We start from the raw sequence: 20,085 nt of genomic DNA, 5'->3' as shown, positions 1-20,085 counted from the left end.
CGTACGGACTCGATTTTGACGGGATCGCCGCGGAGCTGTGCTGGCAGAGAGTGTTCAGTTGGTTACATTCAAGTTATGGACACGGAGGCTCAGCCGGTGGGACGTGGCACGCGGAACGCCGTCGTGGTCGCGATCATGCTCGGAATGTTGCTCGCGGCCCTCGATCAGACGATCGTGGCGACCGCGCTGCCGACCATCGTCAGCGACCTGGGCGGCGCCAACCACCTGTCCTGGGTGGTGACGTCGTACCTGCTCGCCGAGACGATCATGACCGCGCTGATCGGCAAGTTCGGCGACCTGTACGGCCGCAAGCCGATGTTCCTGATCAGCGTCGTGCTGTTCCTGGCCGGGTCGGCGCTGTGCGGCATGGCCGACTCGATGCTGTGGCTGGTCGGCTCCCGCGCGATCCAGGGCCTCGGCGCCGGCGGTCTGATGGTGACCGCGATGGCGGTGATCGCGGACGTCGTACCGCTCAGCGAGCGCGGCAAGTACCAGGGCGTGATGGGTTCGGTCTTCGGCGTCTCCACCGTCGCCGGCCCGCTCCTCGGCGGGCTGTTCGTCGACCACCTCAGCTGGCGGTGGGCGTTCTACGTGAACATCCCGCTCGGCATCGTCGTACTCATCGTCGCGTCGATCACGCTGCCGTCGGTCAAGGCTGCGGTCAGTCCGAAGATCGACTACCTGGGCATTCTGTTCATCGGCCTGGCCGCGACCGGGCTCACGCTGGTGACGACGTGGGGAGGCAACGAGTACGCCTGGACCTCGACCGTCATCATCTCGATGGCTGTCGGCTCGGTGGTCGCCTTGATGCTGTTCGTCGTGGTCGAACGACGAGCGGCCGAACCGATGCTGCCGTTGCGGTTGTTCCGGTCCCGGGTGTTCACGGTGTGCGCGGTGATGAGCTTCATCATCGGGTTCGCGATGCTCGGTGGGGTCACGTATCTGCCGACGTACCTGCAGTTCGTGCATGGCGCCTCGGCGACCGAATCCGGGCTGCAGATGCTACCGCTCGTCGGCGGTCTGCTCGTGGCGTCGATCGTGGTTGGTCAAATCATCAGCAAGACCGGGCGGTATCGGCTGTTCCCGATCATCGGCACTGTGCTGATCGGTGGTGGGCTGTATCTGCTGTCGCTGCTCGACAACCAGACGCCGTACGTCGAGACTGCCGCGTTCATGGTCGTGCTTGGGCTGGGGGTCGGGCTGTGTATGCCGGTGCCGACTGTGGTCGTGCAGAGCACTGTCGACTATACGGATCTTGGGGTTGCGACGTCGGGGGTGAGCTTCCTGCGGACCATGGGGAGTTCGTTCGGGGTCGCTGTCTTCGGGTCGATCTATGCGCATCAGTTGCCGGTGCATTTGGAGGAGGCGGTTCGCGCCACCGGTGTCGATCCGCGGGTCGTCACTACGGTCGACGGAGTGCGGTCGCTGCCGCCCGACGTACGTCCCGCGATCACAGCGGCGTACGCGGAGTCCTTGCATGTCGTGTTTCTGTGGGCGGTGCCGGTCGCGGCGCTTGGGTTTGTGATTGCGCTGCTGTTGAAGGAGGTTCCGCTGCGCGACACTGCTCGGATGGCGGTGCGGGACGTCGGCGAGAACTTCGCCGCACCTGCGTCGTTCGACTCTGAGCACGAGCTTCAGAAGCTTACGGCGCTCGTCATCCAGCACCACCGTCGTAGTCCGGCGCCCGAGGTGCTCGCCCAGTCCGGCATACCGCTGAACGCCGCCCAGGCCTGGATGATCATGCGCGTCTTCCGCAGCGGCGCCGAATCCGGCTCTGCCACCCTTGCCGAGATCACCGGCGACCTCCGCGTCCCCCCGGGCGTCTTCGAGCCCCTCGCCACCCAACTAGTTGCCGACGGCTACCTCTCCGAAACCCTCGGCCACTACCGCTTCACCACCCACGGCCTCGAGCTGTTCCAGCGCTTCGTCGGCGCCTTCCGCGTCTGGATCCTCGACCGCCTCGCCGACTGGGACCCCGACAACACCGAAGCCTTCTCCGCCGCGGTCGACCGCCTGGCCGCCCAAATGATCGACCAAGGCCACTCCCTAACCACCGGCAAACACGCCGCCGCCCTGGCAACCGCGTCCACCTAGCGCGTCGCTAGCGGGTTATGTGCCGGCTGGCCGGTTGTTAGGCGTCAGCGGTGAAACAACCCGCCAGCGAGCCGGGCATCTCATGATTCCACTGCCACGATCGTTGTGAGGTCGGAGTCAGGTGCGGCCGTCGGCCGGCTATTGGTGTGGGGGGTAGTGGAGGGTGGTGAGGAGTTGGGGGTGGAGGTTGGTGTTGGAGTAGAGGCCGCCGGCTTGGTCGCCGGTGTGGCCTCCGGATGGGTTGGTGAAGCGGCCGCCGGCTTCTTCGACGAGGAGGATCCAGGGGGCGTGATCCCAGAGGTGGTAGCGCTCCACCAGGAAGGCATCTAGCTCGCCTCGGACGAGCTCGATCAACGGGAGAGGGGTGGCCGGTGGGTGGGCCACGTTGGGTGCGAGGCGGGCTCTGGAGGTGTCGTCGAGGGCCTCGAGCCGGGCATCGGCCAAGGTTGACGTGGTGCTGACCTCGAGGCGCCTCGAATCGGCCGCCTCGCGTGGCCAGGACGACTCGAAGGAACCGCCTCCGCGGGTCGCCCACCAGCAGCGGCGCAGCGCCGGGGCGGTGACGACCGCGATCTCGATGCTCCCGGCAACCTCCAGTGCGATCTGAACTCGCCAGTTCGGGTCATGCCGACTGAAGTACGACGTACCGTCAATCGGGTCGATGATCCAGACCCGATCGGACTCACCGAGCCGGCCGAGTTCCTCGCCGAGGAGCGCATCGTGCGGCCTCGCCGCAGCCAACGTCTCGCGAATCAATCGCTCGACGGCCCGGTCGGCTTCCGTGACTGGTGTGCCGTCGGCCTTCAGCGTCGCGGAGACGCCGGACTCGAAGTAGGCGAGCGCGACTTCCGACGCCAGATCCGCCGTGTCGAACGCGAGTTGTAAGTCGTCAGCGCCGTCCACGACGAACGACGCTATCAGCCCAAGCGATGGTCCGACGGCCGGCTCGACCCGCCGTACCTCATCATGGACCGAGCGAGCGATGTTCCCTGAAGGCGAGAGAGGATGCGGTGGGTAGTGCCTGAGCTTTCTGAGTGGCCTGGGGATCGGGAGAATATTGCGGGATTGGCGGAGTGGGTGGGGTCCGTCTTGCCGGGAGCCGCGGTAGTTCGAGGGCCGGTTGAGGTGCTCAGGGTGAAGCGCTGGGGTGCTACCGGGATGTTCGAGGTGGATGGCGAGTACGTCGTCGTCAAGCACACGTCTCCAGTGATCTACCCACATGCTGCCGCAGTGCATCGGGCGGTGGAGCGCGCGTACCCACAGGGATCGGCAGCGTTGCTTGCGCATGTCGACGATCCTGCTTGGCAGCGAAGTGTTTTCGCGTTTGTGAGCGGTCCGACTGTGGAGAAGGCGGGACCCGCTGCGCTGGTGACGCAGGCGACGACGCTCGGCGAGTTGCAGAGTGCGATGTCCGACGCGGATCTCACTGGCTTGCCGCAGTACGACCTGGCCGCGATCCCGGAGACACTGCTGACAGACCTGGGCCGTGAAGGCGACCTCGACGAAGAGCTGGTTGGCGAGCTTCGTCGTCACCTTCCCGCTGTCCAACGCGGCATCGAGGAACTGACCGCAAGCGTGCCGTGCTCGATCGATCACCCGGATGTTCAGAGCACGAACGGCGTGGTGCGCGAGGACGGGTCGGTCGTGCTGCTCGATTGGGAGGAGGCCAGGGTCGGTTGCCCGTTGCTTTCGCTGGATCGGCTGGTCCAGGAGGCCGACGAGCTGGGCAACGTCCCCGAGGTGATGGCCGCATACTTGGACGCCGTACCTTGGGGAAGCCGGCGCCTGGCTGACATCGCGCTGCAGGTCGCGCCGCTCAAGCTGGCGGTCGAGGCGCGTGAGTACGCCCGCACTCTCGGTCTCCCGCATCCGCACACCAGATACACAACGACACTCATCACGCGGAGCCTGTCGCGTATCTAGTGACCGCCGCTCAGTTGTCCGGCTAGGCGCTGGTGGCGTTCGGCGCTGGAGGCATTCAGGCCGACGATGCGGACGGTCTTGCCGTACCGCGCGTACTTCGTGGTGATCGCATCCAGAGTCGCCACAGTCGACGCGTCCCAGATGTGGGACTCGGTCAGGTCGATCACCACGTTCCGAGGATCGCCGCGATAGTCGAACTGGTAGACCAGATCGTTGCTGGAGGCAAAGAAGAGCTCACCGGTGACGGCGTACGTCTTGGTGTCCTCGCTGTCGGGGTGAGCCACCTCGCTGACGGTGGTGAAGTGGGCGACGCGGCGCGCGAACAGCACCATCGCGACCAGGACACCGACCACGACTCCGATGGCCAGGTTGTGGGTGATGACGACGATCACGACAGTCGACAGCATCACGATGCTCTCGCTGCGCGGCATCCGGCGCAGCGTCTTGAACTGAATGCTGTGCCAGTCGAACGTGCCGACCGAGACCATGATCATCACCGCGACCAGCGCGGCCATCGGGATGTCGCCGACCAGGTCCCCGAGGCCGACGACGAGGATCAGCAGGAACACGCCGGCCAGGAAGGTGGAGATCCGGGTCCGGGCGCCGGAGGCCTTCACGTTGATCATCGTCTGGCCGATCATCGCGCAGCCGCCCATCCCACCGAAGAAGCCGGTGATGATGTTCGAGACGCCCTGGCCCCAGGCTTCGCGGGTCTTGACCGAGTGCGTGTCGGTGATGTCGTCGACGAGCTTGGCGGTCATCAGGGATTCGAGCAGTCCGACGAGCGCCATCGCCACGGCGTACGGCGCGATGATGCGCAACGTGTCCAGGTTCAGCGGCACGTTCGGGAAGAACAGCGAGGGCAGGCTGTCGGGCAGTTTGCCCTCGTCCCCCACGGTCGGCACGGTCACCGAGGTCAGCGCAACGAACAGCGTGACGGCGAGGATGGCGATCAGTGGGGCCGGGACCGCTTTGGTCAGCTTCGGGAGGAACACCATCACCGCGATGCCGGCCGCGACGAGCGGGTAGACCAGCCACGGGACGTGGGTCAGGTGTGGAAGCTGCGCCAGGAAGATGAGGATCGCCAGCGAGTTGACGAAGCCGACCATGACCGAGCGCGGGATGAACCGCATCAGCCGGGCGACGCCGAGAACACCCAGGACGACCTGCAGGATCCCGGCCAGGATCACCGTGGCGACGAAGTACTCGAAGCCGTGGTTGCGCATCACCGGCGCGATCACCAGCGCGACGGCGCCGGTGGCTGCGGAGATCATCGCCGGGCGTCCGCCCAGGAACGCGATCGACACCGCCATGGTGAAGGACGCGAACAACCCGACCCTCGGGTCGACGCCGGCGATGATCGAGAAGCTGATCGCCTCGGGAATCAGCGCCAGCCCGACGACGAGGCCGGCCAACACCTCCGTCCGCAGCCGGCGTGGCGAACGCAGCGCGGCCAGGACAGACGTGATGTCGGTAGCGGACGGAACGGATTCGGGCGCGGCTGACTCAGGCGTCAGCGAGGTCATGCGGTCTCCAGACAGGCACAGGCGGGGGCCTCAGGGCGGGCCGGCTCCTGCGCGTCCTTGCGCGGGCGTCACAGCTCGAGGGTCGCTTGATCGGGACAGGCGGGGTGAGGTGCAGACGGGCGGGTGAGGAGCACCAGATCGCCTCACCGCCCCAAACCCTACCCTGACGTGTGTGAGAGGAGAGTCGTGATGGCGAGAGTCAAGATCGAGGTCTGCGTCCCCGACGACCACGTGCCCGCGATCCTGGCGGCGCTGGAATCCGCCGGTGCCGGTCGGGTCGGCCGCTACGACCAGGTGACGAGCTTCTGGCAGATCGGCGGGACCTGGAAGCCGATGCCCGGAGCCGAACCCTTCGACGGCGAGATCGGGAAGCTGATGCACGGGACCGAGACCCGAGTCGAGTCCGAATGCGAGACCTCAGCGGCACCCCTCGTCCTGAAGGCACTGAAGGCGGCGCATCCCTACGAGGAGCCGATCATCCGATTCATCCCGCTGTACCAGCCCACCGAACTCGAGCCTTGACGCTGAGAAGCTGTCACGTCGATAGAGCGTCGAGGACATAGACGTACTCCTGGATGCCGTCGTCGGATGGGGGTGCGGTTGCTTCTTGGGCGTGGTCTCGCTGGAAGCCGCATTTCTCCAGGACTCGGATCGAGCCGGCGTTGTGGGCTACCACGTGGGCGGTCAGGGGCCGGATCGGCATCTGGGTCAGGAACTGTGTGAGGGCCTGCGTGGCGACACCACGGCCCCAGAGGTCACGGCCGACCCAGTAGCCGAGCATTTGTTGGCCGTCCTGCTCCCAACTCACGACATTGCCCGCCACCGCGCCATCCGCCAGGATCGTCCACAGGATCTTGGTGTCGTCGCCGCGGATCTTCGCCCAGTGCGCCGCGAACTCATCCCAGTCGCGCGCCGGTACTGCCGCCATCTCGTTCGCTATCGGATCGGCCTGGTGATCGAAGAAGACGTCCAGGTCCCGATCCTCGACCGGCCTGAGCCGAACCTCATGCATCATCTCCTGCTCCCTTACCTCAGTACGCCGACCACCCGATCGTCGCACCGCCCACCGACAGTCTGCGCGATCGAGTTGACCGAGTACATGACGGAGCCACAGCCTGTCGGTACAAGGCGCAGTACCGACAGGCTGTGGCATCGGCAGAAGCGGTCAGCTGGGCCAGGTTGCCTCGGTGACCTGGCCGCCGTGGATCTCGACCGTCAGCTGGACCGGGCCGTGTGGGCGGAGGTAAAGCTCGTAGGTGCCCTGGGCAACTTCTGAGAAGACGGCGGAGTGCGCCATCGTTCCATCGGGTTTCGGTCGAGGTACGACGGCGACGTGTGGCGCCACCCCGTGCCCATGCCCGTGCCCATCTCCATGCCCGTGGTCGTGGTCGTGGTCGTGATGGTGATCGTGATCGGACCCGGCCTTGCGGAGTTCGACCTCCTCGTCTTCGAGGTCGGCCGGCATGTCGATCACGAGGGCGCCGATGTCCCCGCCGATGTCGAGCAGAACCGAGGATCCCTTCCCCGCATGGGGATTCTCGACCGCGTTGTTCCCTGGGCCGCTCATCGTGATCACGCGGCCGGGGTGCCCGGCAGCGACTGGTAGCCGCCGCCCGGAGTACCGAGGTAGGGGAACCGGTCGAGCAGCGGGCCGTTGGTGTTCGACGTACCGTCCTTGATCGCACCCGCCGCATCGTCGGGCTTGAACGTCTTGTCGACCAGCGGAATCGTGATGCCGGCGACGGCCCGCAGTTCGACCGTCACGACGTCGTCGATCAGGCGCCGCCCGTTCGGGAATCCGGCCGCGTCACCCGCGACCAGGCCGAGTGGGTTGGGCGATTTGGCCGGCGGTACGGCGACGTTGAGCCGCAGCATGTCGGCCTGGACCGGACCGGTGAAGTTCTGGAAGCCGTCGACGACACCCTTCGGGATGCCGGTCAGCAGGATCGCCGCCAGGTCCGCACGCGGCTTCTTGTACGCCGCCAGCCGCGGGAACACCCCCGGGTACAGCACCGGCAGCAGGCCGGCGAGCTCCGGCTTGGTGACGAATCCGGCGAACCGTTTGTCGGCGGACGGTGGCAGGCTGTTCCAGCGGTCCTTCTCCGCCATCGGCACGATGACCTCGTTGAACAGCGGGTTGCCCAGCCGGGAGACCTGCTTGTACGGGCCGTGCCACACCGAGGTGCCGTCACCGTTGACGATGCGGGACTGCTGGCGGCTGGCCGACGCGTAGACCCCGATGACGGACTTCGGATCCAGCACGTTCGTGGGCCGACGGCCGTCCCGGGTCAGATCGGTGATCGGGACCTGGATCGCGATGGTGTGCACGTTGGAACCCTGCAGCCCGTTCACGCCCATGGCGGCGGCGGACGGGATCAGGTGTGCCATCTGGAACGGCCGCAGCGTACCGAGGTCGAAGATGCTGCCGAGGTCGGCCCAGAACGCGTCGGCGCGCTGCCCCGCGAACACCTTGCGACCGGTGCCGATGGTGTGAATCGCCTGACGGGCGAGCCTGGCGTAGTTCGGCGTACTGCGCACTCCGACGTTGACCGGCGGCGCGGTCAGGTTCCGGGCGAGGGTCCGGGCTCGGCCGTTCTCGACACGGGCCACTGTGTAGTACTGCGGCCGGTTCCAGGTGCGGTCCCTGATCGAGGTGATCGGACCGGTGTTGTACAGGAACGTCTTCTTGTTCCGGATCTCGGCGCGGAAGCGGAACTGGTAGCTGATGTCGGCCTGACCGGTTCCGCGGTTGGAGATGTGGATCTGGTAGAGCACGTCATCGCCGAACTCGTAGAAGTTCGGCCCGCCGAACGGGTTCTGGAACGGGATGAAGTTGGCGATGATCGTGACCGTGTCCGGCGCGTCCGGACTGACGAACGCGTAGACATCGGTGTTGTCGGCCACCGGATCCTTCGAGATCTCCGGTGCCTCGCGGTGCGAAGACATGACAATTCCTCCAAGAACAGATGCTGAAAGGCTGGGATCAGGCGGTCGTCACGCCGGCAAGGCGGGCCGCGAGTTCACGATCGGTCACGAGCACCTCGCGGTGGCCGACCATGATCGCCAGTTGACCGGACTTCACGTCCTTGACGTGGACGACGAACGACTCGGCGTCAGCCAGGTCGCCCGGTTCCAGCGATGTCTTCGCCGCGTCCGCGGCCTTGTCGCCGACCGCACCAACCGCTGCGACCGCTCCCACTGCCGCAACCGTCCCCGCGCCCGCGAACACCAGGAACCCCCGGCGCGTTGCGTTACTCATGTGCTGACCTCCCACTGGTAGAAACCCCGTGCAGCCGACATTCGGGGCGTTCTCACCAGCGGATGGGTCAGACTTTGGGTCGCACGGTCGCGTCGATTCCGGCCAGGATGATCCGCAGGCCGTGGTCGAACTCCGCGTCGGGGTCGGCGGTGAACAGGTCGCCGACCATCCGTGCCGTCAGCGGGTAGCGGGTAGCGTCGACGGCCTGGATGATCTCGTCGGGGTTGTAGGGATTGCCGTCGGGATATGCGACGCCGGTCTGCGCCTGTTCCTCGAGGACGAAGCCGATCGTGTAGTGCAGCAGAATCGGGAAGATCCGTACGGCGTCCCGCATCTGGAAACCGGCGTCCTCCAGGGTGCGCAGCGTCAGCTCGGTCACCCGCCACATCGAGTCGTCACTGACGTTGGTGCCGGCCAGCACCCGAGCGCCGTCGCGGTACCGCAGCAGCGCCGCGCGCAGGCGGCCGGCCAACTCGATCAGCCAGTCCTGCCACTGCGTTCCGCGCCGCGGCGCCTCGATGCCGTCGACGGCGGAGACGAACAGCACGCGAGCCATCGCGTCCAGCAACTCCTGCTTGTTCTTGACGTGCCAGTAGAGCGCAGGCGCCTGTACGTCGAGCTCAGCCGCCACCTTGCGCATCGTCAGGCCGGTCACCTGGCCGGGCTGCCGCTGGACTTCTCCGACCTCCCCACCCGCTACCCGCACACGCTGGCCATCGTGCAGGCGGACATCGAACGGGAACTCGACCAGCACGACCTGGGAGCACCGGTGCGGTGGGCATCTCCGGTCCTCGGGTTCCGCCAGGACGCGACTGGTGTCGACGTGGAGATCGACGGTCCGGACGGCGGTTGGATCCGTGCCGCGTACCTGGTCGGCTGCGATGGCGGACGAAGCGCCGTACGGAAACTGGCCGGGATCGGCTTCGACGGAACCGACGCCACCATGACCGGCATGCTGGCCGACGTCGAGCTGACCGCTCCTCCGGCCGGTCCACTGTTCTCCCAGCGCGGCGGTCCTGGTGATTTCTCCGTCCTGGGATTCCAGGAGGGCTGGTACCGGTTGATCGTGCAGCGGCACGACCGCGTTCTCGACCGTGCGGTCGAGCCTGGGTTCGAGGACTTCCGCGAGTTGTTTCGTGAGGTCGCGGGCACCGACTTCGGCATGCACAGCTGATGTGCGCGGCATCGCCGGCCAGGAACACCCGCCCCTCGCGATAGCGATCGGCCTGTCACGCAGCATCGCCGTTTGCCGTGAACCTCGGCTGGAAGCTGGCGGCTGTCCTGCGCGGCGAGGCGTACGACGACTTGCTCGACAGCTACGCGACCGAGCGGCATCCGGTGGCTGCTCGGGTTCTGCACAACACGCGGGCGCAGACCGCACTGTCGCGTCCTGGTCCGCACAGCGAGGCGTTGCGCGAGTTGTTCGCCGGCTTGTTCGACATTGACGACGTACGACGCCGGCTCGGGCTGATGATCGCGGCGCTCGACATCTGTTACGACACGAAGTGCGACCATCCGCTGGCCGGACGCCGCGTGCCCGATACCGACCTCGTCACCGCCGATGGAGTCGGTCGGGTGCACAAACTGTTGGCTGCGGGGCGTCCGATCCTGCTGACGCTGAACGGCTGCGACGTACCTTCCTTGACGGGTTGGGAACGCCGGATCGACTGTGTCACGGCCACTTGTGCCGACGAGTCGTGGACGGTCCCTGGCGTCGGTGAGATCAGCGTGCCGGCAGCAGTGCTTGTCCGACCGGACGGCTACGTGGCTTGGGCCACCAACGGGTCTGATGACGGTCTGACCGATGCTCTGAGCACCTTTTTCGGTCCGGCCTACCTCACGACCTGAAGCGGGCCTACGCTGCTGAGCATGACCGGCCTGGACGAGCATGGACGCCCGTTGCCTCCTTTTGCGGGCGCTGAGACCGAGACAATCGTGGGCTTCCTGGAGTACCAGCGGGCGACGTTCGCCTGGAAGTGCTCCGGCCTGGACTCGGCCGGGCTGCGGGCGACCGTGGGCGTGTCGACGATGACGCTGGGCGGGATGCTCAAGCACGTGGCCTTCTACGAAGACCACTGGTTCTCCTATTGCCTGCGGGGGAACGAGCGCCAGCCCATCTGGAACGACGACAACTTCGACGCCGACCCCGACTGGGAGTGGACCTCAGCCGCCGAGAACTCCCCCGACGAACTGCAAGCGATCTGGCAGGCCGCAGTGACCCGCTCCCGCGATCTACTCGCCGAGGCCTTGGCGGACGGCGGCCTGGACCGCCCAGCGGACCGCCCCCGCAGAAACGGCACCAGGCCCAACGCACGCTGGATCGCCATGCACATGATCGAGGAATACGCCCGCCACAACGGCCACGCCGACCTCATCCGAGAATCCATCGACGGCCTCGTCGGCGAGTGACAGCCGCGCAGTTGGCCTCAGCCTGATGAACCATCTGCGGTGATTGTGATGAAGCGGAGTTCGTTGTCGTGGCGGCCGTGGTTCAGCCAGTGGGTTAAGGCGAGGTGGGCCGTTGGCGGCATGTCCAGGGCCGAGGGATCCATTGTTAGGTCGAACCAGTGGAGATCGCCCTCGGAGCAGTCGACGGGAAGTGGGGCGTCGGGCCGGAGCGTTGCGGTGAAGTAGTAGGTGTGGCGGAGTTCGGTGCCGGTGTCCCTGAGTGCGACGTACCGCAGGGCGAGATCAGAGATCTGGTCGGGACGTACCCCGATCTCCTCTTGCAGCTCGCGGAGAGCGCCGGCTGTGGGGTCGTCGATCTCGCTGGGTTCGAGGTGGCCGCCGATTCCTACCCAGGAGTCGGCGATCGCACGCGAGCCTTTTCGGTACAGCAGCAGGACCTGGTCGCCGCGGACAAGGAAGACCGACGTCATCAGTCGGCTGGATCTCGGGACCACGCGCGGAGGCTACACGAACGACGTGGGTACTTAGACGGTCGCGCGCCGTACGGCGGATCCCTAGGCGGTGCTCGGGGATCGGGGATAGGGAGGAGTTCCGATATGCGGGAGCTACCTCAGACGGGCAGGGTTTGGGTCGCACGAATCCTCTCTGACAGGAGCCACGGTGATCGACGAACTTGTGCCGAGCGGGCGGCCTCGCGTTCTGGTTGTCGGCGGCAAGCTGAAGCATGTACGCAAGGCCCGGGAGCTCGGCCTGGATGTGGTCCACGTCCAGTTCCCCAACGAGTACGACCGCGGCCACTGGCCGTACGTCGATCAGGCGCTGCTGCTCGATTACGGCGACATCGACCGGCTCCTGCCGCTGGTCCGGGCGCTGCACGCGGCGTACCCGTTCCAGGCGGCTGTGTCGCTGTCCGAGCTCGGGCTGCTGCCGACGGCGCGGATCAATGAGGCGCTCGGCCTCCCCGGCGAGTCCGTCGAAACCGTCGAGCTACTCCTCGACAAATGGCGGATGCGCCGGCAGTTGGCCGCGAAGGATCTCAGCCCGGTGGCCTCGGCGGTCGGCCGGTCCGGGCAAGATATCCGGGAGTTCGTGAAGACGCACGGGCTCCCGATCATCGTCAAGCCGGTCCGCGAATCGGGCAGCCTCGGGGTGTTCCGGATCCGCGACCAGGCCGACGTGGACGTCGTCGCCGACCGGTACCGATCCCTCGACGACGTGCAGTGGACCGCGAGCGACCTGGCGTTTGCCGACTCTTTCCACGATTTCCTCATGGAGGAGTTCCTGGACGGCCCGGAGATCAGTGTGGAGACGCTGTCGTTCGATGGCCGGCATGTGATCGTCGCGGTGACCGACAAAGAGGTCGGCGGCACCGGATTCGTCGAGATCGGACATTCACAGCCGAGCGGCCTCTCGGCCGAGACGCTCGGCGAGGTCAGACAGTTGGTGACGGACTTCCTCGACGCGGTCGGCCTGCGCAACGGTCCCGGGCACACCGAGGTCAAGCTGACCTCGCGCGGCCCGCGGATCGTCGAATCGCACAACCGCATCGGCGGTGACCGGATCAATGAACTGGCCGAGATCGCGTACGGCGTCGACATGGAGCGCTACGCGCTGGGCGTCGGCTTCGGCCTGGTGGAACCGCTGACCACGTCACCCGAGCCTCGGGGCGGAGCCGCCGTACGGTTCATCACACCGGAGGCCGGACGGGTCGTCGAGGTGACCGGCGTCGAGGAGGTCCGTGCGGACCCGGCGTACGTCGATCTGCAGTTGGACGTGAAGCCGGGCGACGACGTACCACCGCTGACCTGGAACGAGGACAAGGTCGGCCACGTCATCGCTCGCGGCGCGACCGCGGCCGAAGCGATTGCCAACGGCAAGCGACTCGCCGCCGCGATCCACGTACGTACCGAGCCCGTCCCATGAGTACGGCGCCGTCGGACCCGCCGGGCGTCGACGAGGCGCGATTCCGCGACGCGGTGCGCGGACTGCCCAGCCGGGTGTGGATCATCAGTCTCGGCATCCTGGTCAACCAGGTCGGCAACTTCCTGCCCGTGTTCATCGTGCTCTACCTGACTCAGCGCGGCTATTCCGCTGGTGCCGCGGGGCTCGTGCTCGGTGTGACGGGTCTGGGCAAGGTGCTCGGGAACGCCGTCGGTGGCTATCTCGCCGACAAGCTCGGCCGGCGGTGGACAATCGTATTGTCTGCAGTGACCACCGCCGGGCTGACCGCGATCGTGCCGTTCCTCGGACCGCTGCTGGCCATCGTCGCGGTGGCCGGTCTCATCGGCGTGACGTCGCAGCTCTACCGGCCGGCCGCGGCCGCAGTACTGATCGACTCCGTCACGACCAACCAGCAACGGCTCGCCGCCGTCGGGGTGTACCGGTTCGCGATGAACATCGGCGCGGCCTTGGGCGGCGTTATCGGCGGTGTGCTGGCGAGCAGTTCCTATGTGGGGCTCTTCCTCGGCAATGCCGCAGCGTGCCTGCTGTTCGGCGTGGTCGTGGCGGCGCTGCTGCGGGATGCGCCCCAGGTGCTGGCCGACGATGCGGAAGAAGAGGATGACCGCGCGGTGGGATATCGACAGGCGCTGTCCGACCGCCTGCTGGTGCGATTCCTGCTGATGACCGTGGTCGCCGAGTTCGTCTACATCCAGTCCACCGTCGGTCTGCCTCTGCATGTCAACGACGCGGGTCTGAGCGCGCGCGACTTCGGCCTCCTGATCGGGCTCAACGGTCTGCTGGTGCTCGTGCTGGAGCTGCCCATCACCGGCTGGGTCTCGCGGTACCGGCCGGAGTACGTCCTCGCGATCGGCAACCTGATCGTGGGGGTCGGTCTCGCGCTGACCGGGTTCGCGACCGACATGGTCCTGTTGTCGGCGACGGTGCTGATCTGGACGTTCGGCGAGATGGTGACCAGCACCTACTCCCAGGCGTACCTGGGCAGTCTGGCTCCGCCGCACCTGGTCGGTCGCTATCAGGGTCTGCACGGCGTCGCGTACACGATCGGTACGGGCGCCGGTCCGCTCATCGGCGGTGCTGTGTACGCGATCAGCCCCTGGGCGCTGTGGATCCTGATCGGCGTGGCCGGGGTGCTGTCCGCCCAGCTCTGCCTGCCGCGGCGCCGTCCGAGGTCCGAGTGAGCACACACCAGACGGCCGGCCTCGCGTCCTGGAGCTGGGGGGGTGAGCTCAATCAGGTTCGGCGAAGTCGGCCGTCCGTACCTCCAGTGTTGCTCGCCGTTCGACTGGCGACCTGCCCAGTGCGTGTCTGATTGAGCACAGCTGTACGGCGGCCGGGGTATGAGCCGGCCGCCGACAGCTTCAGATCAGGCCGGCGATGGGACGGATCGGCCCAGATGGCGGGCGAAGAAGTGACCCGAGATCTCGGTCTCGAACCACGGAACCTCGTGATGACCGCCCGGGTTGGCGTGCAACGTCTTCTCCTTGGAGGCGAAGGCGTCGAACAGGGCGAACCCGGATTCGCGGTCGATCTCCGCGTCGTCCCACGGCAGGATGAACTCGACCGGGACGGTGATCTGCCGTGCCGCCTCGGTCAGGGCGTCGTACACGAAGACCCCACCGAAGACCGCTGCGCTGATCCTCGGCTCGATCGCTGTCCACATCAGCCCGATCGTGCTGGCCAAGGTCATGCCGCTGTAGCCGACCGGCGCGTCGGCACCGATCTCGGGCAGTGCCTGGAGCGCGTCCAGGGTCGCCTGCCATTCCGGTACGGCGCGCTCCGCCAGCGACGAGTTGTAGTCGATGACGATCGGGCCGATCGGTTGACCGGCCGCACGAGCCTCGAGGAGAGCAGTGACCCACTTCCCGTCCTCCACCGACCGCGGCCGGTCGCCGTGCCCGGGCGCGTCGATCGCGGCCACGGTGAAACCGCAAGTGGTGACGTAGTAGTGAGCACGGGCCACGAGCCCCTGCGCCTTCTTGTGCAGTCCGCCGCCGTGCCCCATCAGGTGCAGTGGCGCACCGTCGGACCCGGATTCCGGGGACCAGAGAACGCCGGTGACGTCGCCCAGGACGAAGTCGCGTTCGATGACGCCGTTCGATGATGTCTGCGTAGTGAAATGCATGATGTGTCGCCTTTCGGAAGTGCCTTCAGATTCAGGCGCTCCCGGCGACACCTACGTCAGTCGCCCAACCGTGACCACGACCGGGGAGCACCCATGGGATGCAGGTTCATGGGACTCACCTCCTAGAGCAGTGTCACGTGCCCCCGCAAACTACCAGCCCCCACCTCACCCCGCCCAACCATTTTCTCGCCGGGGATGGCATGGGGTGGGACGTATGCTCTCGGGCATGTTGAGTGATGGGGTTCGGGGTGTGGTGGCGGGTGGGGTCGAGCATTGGGTTCGGGTTGTGGGGGCTCATCACGGTGGGGTGCCGTTGGTGATGGTGCATGGTGGGCCGGGTGAGAGCTGTTACTCGGTCGAGCGGTCGGTCGGGGAGGAGCTGGCGAAGGTCTCGACGGTGATCTTCTACGACCAGCGTGGGTGCGGACGGTCGGCGAAGCCGTCCGAGCCGGATACGTACACCATGACGCGGTTGGTGGCGGACCTCGATGAGATCAGGTCGGCGTTGGGCTTGGACCGGATCATCCCGTGGGGCGTCTCGTTCGGCTGCCTGCTCGCCGCGGAGTACGCCGTTGCCTACTCCAACAATGTCGAGCGCCTGATCTTCCACGCTCCCCCGGTCGTCGGTCCGTTGCACCCGGGTCTTTGGTCGCTGCGACCGAACGCCGTCGACACGCTCCTCGCGCCGGCCGAACGCACAGAACTGCGGACTCAGCTGGACAGCCTGACTGATCCGATCCAGCGGACCCTGACCGCGATCGGGACAATCTCGTCGAGCGAGAACGCCGCGCGGTTCTTCTACTACGACCCGGCCAACATACCCGAGCCTGACCCTGCCGCGCCGCAGATGAACATGGAGATGGCCCTCGCGCTGGTCGGCACCGAACGCCCCGACCTTGCCGACGATCTGGCTGCGATCACGATCCCCACGCTGGTCATGATCGGACTCTGGGATCGCCACGTGGGCTTCGACATGGCCCGCGACCTCGCCGACCGCATGCCCAACGCCGTACTGCGGATCTTCGACCGCAGCGGTCACCTGATCGACGAAGAACAGCCGTCCGAGTACATCGAAGCCATCAGCAGCTTCATCTGACTCCTGGTACGACGAGCAGCCGTCAGTGGCTCGCGTTGCGGCGAGTTCTACAGGTCGCCCAGTCGCGTGCCCATCGCGTCGAGGGTCGGCCAGGGAGGACCCGCGCGCAGCGCGCGCAGGAATTCCTCTCCGATCCGCCTCCCGTTCGGAAACTGGTCGCCAATGTCCCAACGCCACGCTCCGACCATCGCGAGAACGAGCTGCCGGCACTCGTCCAGTAGTACTTGGTCAACGCCCGGGTAGTGCTCGCAGACCGCCTCGGGAACGTGGGCGAGATCGAACTCGACAGGCCCACGGCAGCACGTCTCGAAGTCGATGAACAACGGGCCGTTCTTCGTGCTGAGCAGATTGCCTGGATGCGGCTCGCCGTGGAGCAGCTGCTCTTCGGCGCCGCGGTCGTCGATCGCCCGGTGCAGACGTCCTAGTCTGCTGCTGAGGAACACGCGGTCCGCGTCGGCGAGCTTCGGCGAGAGATCCGGGTTGGCAACGATCTCCTCCGCCTCCGCGATGCGATCCGTGAACCGTGGGCTCGCCACATCAACCTTGCGCATGCCGGCGTGCAGCTGCTCGAGCGCCTTGGCGTATTCGGCCGGTGGGACGTGAGGTGTCACGGGCTCGTAGTACGTCCACAGCGTCACCGCGAAGCCATCGCGCTTGTACACAAGCGGGTCCACCCGAGGCTCCAAGGCTCCCACCGGGCTTCCGACCTCGGCGAGCCGTTGAGCGATCTCGATCTCGAACTGTGCCGCCTGTTCTCCCACCGGGGCGACCCGGGCAAAGACGTCGCAGGGCGTCAGCCGCAGCGCCAGTTTGTTCGAGTTGTGGAGAACGATTGCGTCGTTGACTGGGAGGTCGAACGATGCGGCGATCGAAGTCGCAGCCGCGATCGCCCGTGTGATGTCGGACATCTCCATGATTCGTGACGCTACCTCCGGGATCTTGTTCTGTCTTTCGTATTTGCCCGGCTGCGGTGGCCGAGAGTCCTGTGCAGCCGGGAAATCCGGTGGTACGCCGAGGTGCGAAGGTCCACTGTGGTGGTCATGCACCTGACGTTCCATCACGACCCGCGCGGCGAATGCTTCACGCTGATCCGGCGAGCGGACGGCGCGGTGTTCACCCTCTCCTCGTACTCCCGCAAGCACCGCGTCCCCCACGACCTGGCGCACGCCGTCACCGAACGCGAACTCGGAATCCCCGACGGAATCTTCGGCTGCATCGCGGCCGGCGCGGTGTTCGACAGCATGCAACAGACGGCCGGCAAGAAACGCCACGATGCCAAGGCCCGCAGCACCCGAATCCTGAAAGCCCCGAACAGCATCGGCATCAGCGAAGTCCTCACAAGCGTCATCCACGAAGCCGTCGAGAACAATCGCCCGACGCCGTACGCGCGCGCCCGCGAAAGCTGGGGCATCACCCGGGCGGACCCATGCCCCTACGACGACACCGACTTGGACCGCGCGACCCAAACCCTCCGCGACCACAGCCACCGCTGGCAGTCGAACCCCGACCCACTCGTCTTCCCCTGGCCAACCAAACTCCAGGCCGCCACACGCTAGGCCTTCAGCAGCAGGACAGGCACGAGACCGAGTCGCCGGATTCAGTACGCCGAACACCAGTCACCCCAGGCGAACACGCCACCACCACGACCACATCACGCAGTCCGTCCGCGGCCGGCAGCCCGCCCTCAAGGCTGGGCGGGCGGGAGCGACCGCGAGCGTGCGACGACAGGAGCGCGCGTAGCGGCCGCGTGGGAAAGAAACTACTCGTACATCTTGTCCAGTACGGCGGCGTACTCGACCTCCACGTGCTTGCGCTTCAGCTTCAAGCTAGGTGTCATCTCACCAGACTCCACCGTCAGATCACGCTCCAGGATCGTGAACTTCTTGATGGTCTCCCACCGGTTCAGCCCGGCGTTCAGCTCATCGACGTACCCCTGGACCATCACCCGGGCCGCATCCGAGCTCACGATCTCCGCATAAGACTTCCCACCAAGACCGTTAGCCGCACCCCAACCAACAACAGCATCAGGATCCAGCGTCACCAACGCCGACACGAAGTTCCGCTTGTTGCCATGCACAACAAACTGGCTAGCGTACGGGCAGATCGTCTTGAACCGCCCCTCGATCACCTGCGGAGCAACGTACTTCCCACCCGACGTCTTGAACAGATCCTTCTTCCGGTCGGTGATGAACAGATACTCGTCCTCAAAATGCCCGATGTCCCCGGTGTGGAACCACCCGTCGGCATCGATCACCTCAGCCGTCTGCTCGGGCTGATTGTGGTACCCGCTCATCACCCCGTCGCCCTTGATCAAGATCTCGCCGTCCTCAGCGATCTTGAACTGCGTACCAGGGAACGCCGGACCAACACTGCCGAGCCGGTACTGCGTAGGCCGGTTCAGCGTGGACCCAGCGGCCGTCTCCGACAGCCCGTATCCCTCGAGAATCAGCAGCCCAGCAGCGTGGAACCACTCCGCCAGCTTCTTGTCCAACGCCGCCGACCCCGACACGAAGAACCGGATCCGCCCACCGAACCGGGCCCGGATCTTCGACAGCACGAGCCGGTCCGCAGCGGCGTACTGCGCACCCAGCAAACCACCCGGCTCCTTGCCCTGCTGGCGCAGCGCAGACACGCGAGCCCCAACTCCGAAGGCCCAGTCGAACAGCTTGGCCTTCGGCCCACCCTCGGATGCAATCATCGTCACGATCCGACCGTGTGCCTTCTCGAAGATCCGCGGTGCCGCGGCCATGAACGTCGGCTGGACGATCGCGGCGTTCTCGACGATCTTGTCGATCCGCCCGTCGATCGCGGTGGCGAACCCGAGCTGGAACTGTACGGCGAGCAGCACCTGACCGAACACGTGCGACAACGGCAGCCAGAGGAACTGCAGATCGTCCGGGCTGAGCACCCGCATCCCCTCGACGGCGGCGCCCTCGTAGGTCCACACCGAGTGCGGCAGCCGCACGCCCTTCGGCCGGCCGGTGGTGCCGGAGGTGTAGATCAGCGTGCAGAGGTCTTCCGGCTTGACCTTGGCGATCCGGCCGTCGACGGCGTCCACCTCGTCGGCACCCAGCGCGTCCAAGGCGTCGAGACTGATCACCCAGTCTCCATCGCTCTCCAATGGTTCGCCGTCGATCAGGACGACCTTGCGGACCGATGGAATCTCGGCCTTCCGCTCGCGAAGCTTGTCGACCTGAGCCGCGTCCTCGGCGAACACGACCTGTACGTCGGCATCCGCGATGATGAAGGCGACGTCGACGGACATCGTGGTCGGGTAGATCGTGGTCGTCGCGGCCGCGGCCAGGACGGCGGCCAGGTAGCACTCGACCCATTCCATCCGGGTGCTGGACGCGATCGCGACCCGCTGCTCGGGCTGGACGCCGAGGGCGACCAGGCCGGCCGCTCGGCGGCGCGCCAGTACGTCCATGTCGCGCCAGCTGACCGACTTCCAGGCGTCACCCGACGGGTACCGGAAGGCCTCTCGGTCAGGAGTCGCGGCGACCCGGTCCAGGAACATCTGGGCCATGGTGTCCTTGCGGTTGCTGAGCAGCGCGAGCTGGCCGGAATCGGCGACAGGCGTCATAACTGGCCTCCATCGGGGGTCAAGTAACCGGAGAGTAATCGGTACCGGGCACCGCTGACCATGGCACTCGCGTACGCAGGGCAGCCTTCTGCATTACGTTTCCGCAACAGG

21 protein-coding genes and 1 pseudogene are annotated in these 20,085 nt (G+C 66.4%); 10 read left to right on the top strand and 12 right to left on the bottom strand.

What is annotated here, in order from left to right; translation table 11 throughout:
- Positions 1-75: 75 nt before the first annotated feature.
- Positions 76-2,094: an MDR family MFS transporter gene (locus E0H73_RS01060; protein ID WP_131350036.1), complete on the top strand. Its 2,019-nt coding sequence runs from the start codon at positions 76-78 to the stop codon at positions 2,092-2,094.
- 138 nt (positions 2,095-2,232) lie between these two features.
- On the opposite strand, the gene E0H73_RS45685 is transcribed toward E0H73_RS01060, so the two are convergent.
- Positions 2,233-2,997, bottom strand: coding sequence for an inositol monophosphatase family protein (locus E0H73_RS45685; protein ID WP_165555447.1), 765 nt, complete (start codon positions 2,995-2,997; stop codon positions 2,233-2,235).
- A gap of 231 nt (positions 2,998-3,228) precedes the next feature.
- Between E0H73_RS45685 and E0H73_RS45680 the strand changes: the two genes are divergently transcribed.
- Positions 3,229-4,017: a hypothetical protein gene (locus E0H73_RS45680; protein WP_165555446.1), complete on the top strand. Its 789-nt coding sequence runs from the start codon at positions 3,229-3,231 to the stop codon at positions 4,015-4,017.
- On the opposite strand, the gene E0H73_RS01050 is transcribed toward E0H73_RS45680, so the two are convergent.
- Positions 4,014-5,543, bottom strand: a complete 1,530-nt coding sequence (locus E0H73_RS01050) for a SulP family inorganic anion transporter (protein WP_131350032.1) — start codon at positions 5,541-5,543, stop codon at positions 4,014-4,016. The two genes, E0H73_RS45680 and E0H73_RS01050, sit on opposite strands and share 4 nt — an antisense overlap.
- 189 nt (positions 5,544-5,732) lie before the next feature.
- Here E0H73_RS01050 and E0H73_RS01045 point away from each other — a divergent pair, with 189 nt between their 5' ends.
- A complete protein-coding gene (locus E0H73_RS01045) occupies positions 5,733-6,065 on the top strand; it encodes a YqfO family protein (RefSeq protein ID WP_131350030.1) in 333 nt (110 codons plus the stop codon).
- A gap of 13 nt (positions 6,066-6,078) precedes the next feature.
- Here E0H73_RS01045 and E0H73_RS01040 read toward each other — a convergent pair whose 3' ends face one another.
- The 5 genes from E0H73_RS01040 to E0H73_RS01020 form a co-directional block, all read right to left on the bottom strand.
- Complete coding sequence (locus E0H73_RS01040) at positions 6,079-6,558, bottom strand: GNAT family N-acetyltransferase (protein WP_131350028.1); 480 nt, start codon at positions 6,556-6,558, stop codon at positions 6,079-6,081.
- Positions 6,559-6,708: 150 nt separating this feature from the next.
- Positions 6,709-7,110, bottom strand: coding sequence for a hypothetical protein (locus E0H73_RS01035; protein ID WP_131350026.1), 402 nt, complete (start codon positions 7,108-7,110; stop codon positions 6,709-6,711).
- A gap of 5 nt (positions 7,111-7,115) precedes the next feature.
- Entirely contained in the window at positions 7,116-8,489 is a 1,374-nt protein-coding gene (locus tag E0H73_RS01030) for a DUF4331 domain-containing protein (protein ID WP_131350024.1), read from the bottom strand.
- Between the two features lie 37 nt (positions 8,490-8,526).
- Entirely contained in the window at positions 8,527-8,802 is a 276-nt protein-coding gene (locus E0H73_RS01025) for a hypothetical protein (protein WP_131350022.1), read from the bottom strand.
- Positions 8,803-8,869: 67 nt separating this feature from the next.
- Positions 8,870-9,433 (bottom strand): TetR/AcrR family transcriptional regulator C-terminal domain-containing protein, encoded by a 564-nt coding sequence (locus tag E0H73_RS01020; RefSeq protein WP_202867156.1) that lies wholly within the window; start codon positions 9,431-9,433, stop codon positions 8,870-8,872.
- On the opposite strand from E0H73_RS01020, the gene E0H73_RS01015 reads away from it, so the two are divergent.
- Entirely contained in the window at positions 9,389-9,976 is a 588-nt protein-coding gene (locus E0H73_RS01015) for an FAD-dependent monooxygenase (RefSeq protein WP_165555445.1), read from the top strand. The two genes, E0H73_RS01020 and E0H73_RS01015, sit on opposite strands and share 45 nt — an antisense overlap.
- On the opposite strand, the pseudogene E0H73_RS48310 reads toward E0H73_RS01015, so the two are convergent.
- Positions 9,975-10,028: pseudogene (locus tag E0H73_RS48310) on the bottom strand (FAD-dependent monooxygenase); the annotation flags it as partial. The gene E0H73_RS01015 and the pseudogene E0H73_RS48310 sit on opposite strands and share 2 nt — an antisense overlap.
- A gap of 25 nt (positions 10,029-10,053) precedes the next feature.
- Here E0H73_RS48310 and E0H73_RS01010 point away from each other — a divergent pair.
- Together E0H73_RS01010 and E0H73_RS01005 are read left to right on the top strand one after the other, a co-directional pair.
- Entirely contained in the window at positions 10,054-10,650 is a 597-nt protein-coding gene (locus tag E0H73_RS01010) for an aromatic-ring hydroxylase C-terminal domain-containing protein (RefSeq protein WP_131350020.1), read from the top strand.
- 21 nt (positions 10,651-10,671) lie between these two features.
- Entirely contained in the window at positions 10,672-11,211 is a 540-nt protein-coding gene (locus E0H73_RS01005) for a DinB family protein (RefSeq protein ID WP_131350018.1), read from the top strand.
- Positions 11,212-11,228: 17 nt separating this feature from the next.
- Here E0H73_RS01005 and E0H73_RS01000 read toward each other — a convergent pair whose 3' ends face one another.
- Positions 11,229-11,705, bottom strand: a complete 477-nt coding sequence (locus E0H73_RS01000; RefSeq protein ID WP_131350016.1) for an NUDIX domain-containing protein — start codon at positions 11,703-11,705, stop codon at positions 11,229-11,231.
- A gap of 166 nt (positions 11,706-11,871) precedes the next feature.
- On the opposite strand from E0H73_RS01000, the gene E0H73_RS00995 reads away from it, so the two are divergent.
- Entirely contained in the window at positions 11,872-13,134 is a 1,263-nt protein-coding gene (locus E0H73_RS00995) for an ATP-grasp domain-containing protein (RefSeq protein ID WP_131350014.1), read from the top strand.
- Complete coding sequence (locus E0H73_RS00990) at positions 13,131-14,351, top strand: MFS transporter (protein WP_131350012.1); 1,221 nt, start codon at positions 13,131-13,133, stop codon at positions 14,349-14,351. Before E0H73_RS00995 ends, E0H73_RS00990 begins: the two co-directional genes overlap by 4 nt.
- Positions 14,352-14,536: 185 nt before the next feature.
- On the opposite strand, the gene E0H73_RS00985 is transcribed toward E0H73_RS00990, so the two are convergent.
- The gene (locus tag E0H73_RS00985) at positions 14,537-15,295 is read right to left on the bottom strand and encodes a dienelactone hydrolase family protein (protein ID WP_131350011.1); all 759 of its coding nucleotides are present in this window, start codon (positions 15,293-15,295) and stop codon (positions 14,537-14,539) included.
- A 226-nt stretch (positions 15,296-15,521) separates the two neighbouring features.
- Between E0H73_RS00985 and E0H73_RS00980 the strand changes: the two genes are divergently transcribed.
- Positions 15,522-16,391, top strand: coding sequence for an alpha/beta fold hydrolase (locus E0H73_RS00980; RefSeq protein WP_165555444.1), 870 nt, complete (start codon positions 15,522-15,524; stop codon positions 16,389-16,391).
- A 47-nt stretch (positions 16,392-16,438) separates the two neighbouring features.
- Here the strand turns inward: E0H73_RS00980 and E0H73_RS00975 are convergent, their stop codons facing one another.
- Positions 16,439-17,305, bottom strand: a complete 867-nt coding sequence (locus E0H73_RS00975) for a phosphotransferase family protein (RefSeq protein WP_202867155.1) — start codon at positions 17,303-17,305, stop codon at positions 16,439-16,441.
- Between the two features lie 126 nt (positions 17,306-17,431).
- On the opposite strand from E0H73_RS00975, the gene E0H73_RS00970 reads away from it, so the two are divergent.
- A complete protein-coding gene (locus E0H73_RS00970) occupies positions 17,432-17,947 on the top strand; it encodes a hypothetical protein (protein ID WP_131350007.1) in 516 nt (171 codons plus the stop codon).
- Positions 17,948-18,150: 203 nt separating this feature from the next.
- On the opposite strand, the gene E0H73_RS00965 is transcribed toward E0H73_RS00970, so the two are convergent.
- On the bottom strand, positions 18,151-19,974 hold the full coding sequence (locus E0H73_RS00965; protein WP_131350005.1) for an AMP-dependent synthetase/ligase: 1,824 nt from the start codon (positions 19,972-19,974) through the stop codon (positions 18,151-18,153).
- Between the last annotated feature and the right edge of the window lie 111 nt (positions 19,975-20,085).

The sequence above is a fragment of the Kribbella pittospori genome, assembly GCF_004331465.1.
Lineage (GTDB): Bacteria > Actinomycetota > Actinomycetes > Propionibacteriales > Kribbellaceae > Kribbella > Kribbella pittospori.
Note: the sequence above shows the minus strand (reverse complement) of the source record. Positions and strands in the feature narration are given on the sequence as shown.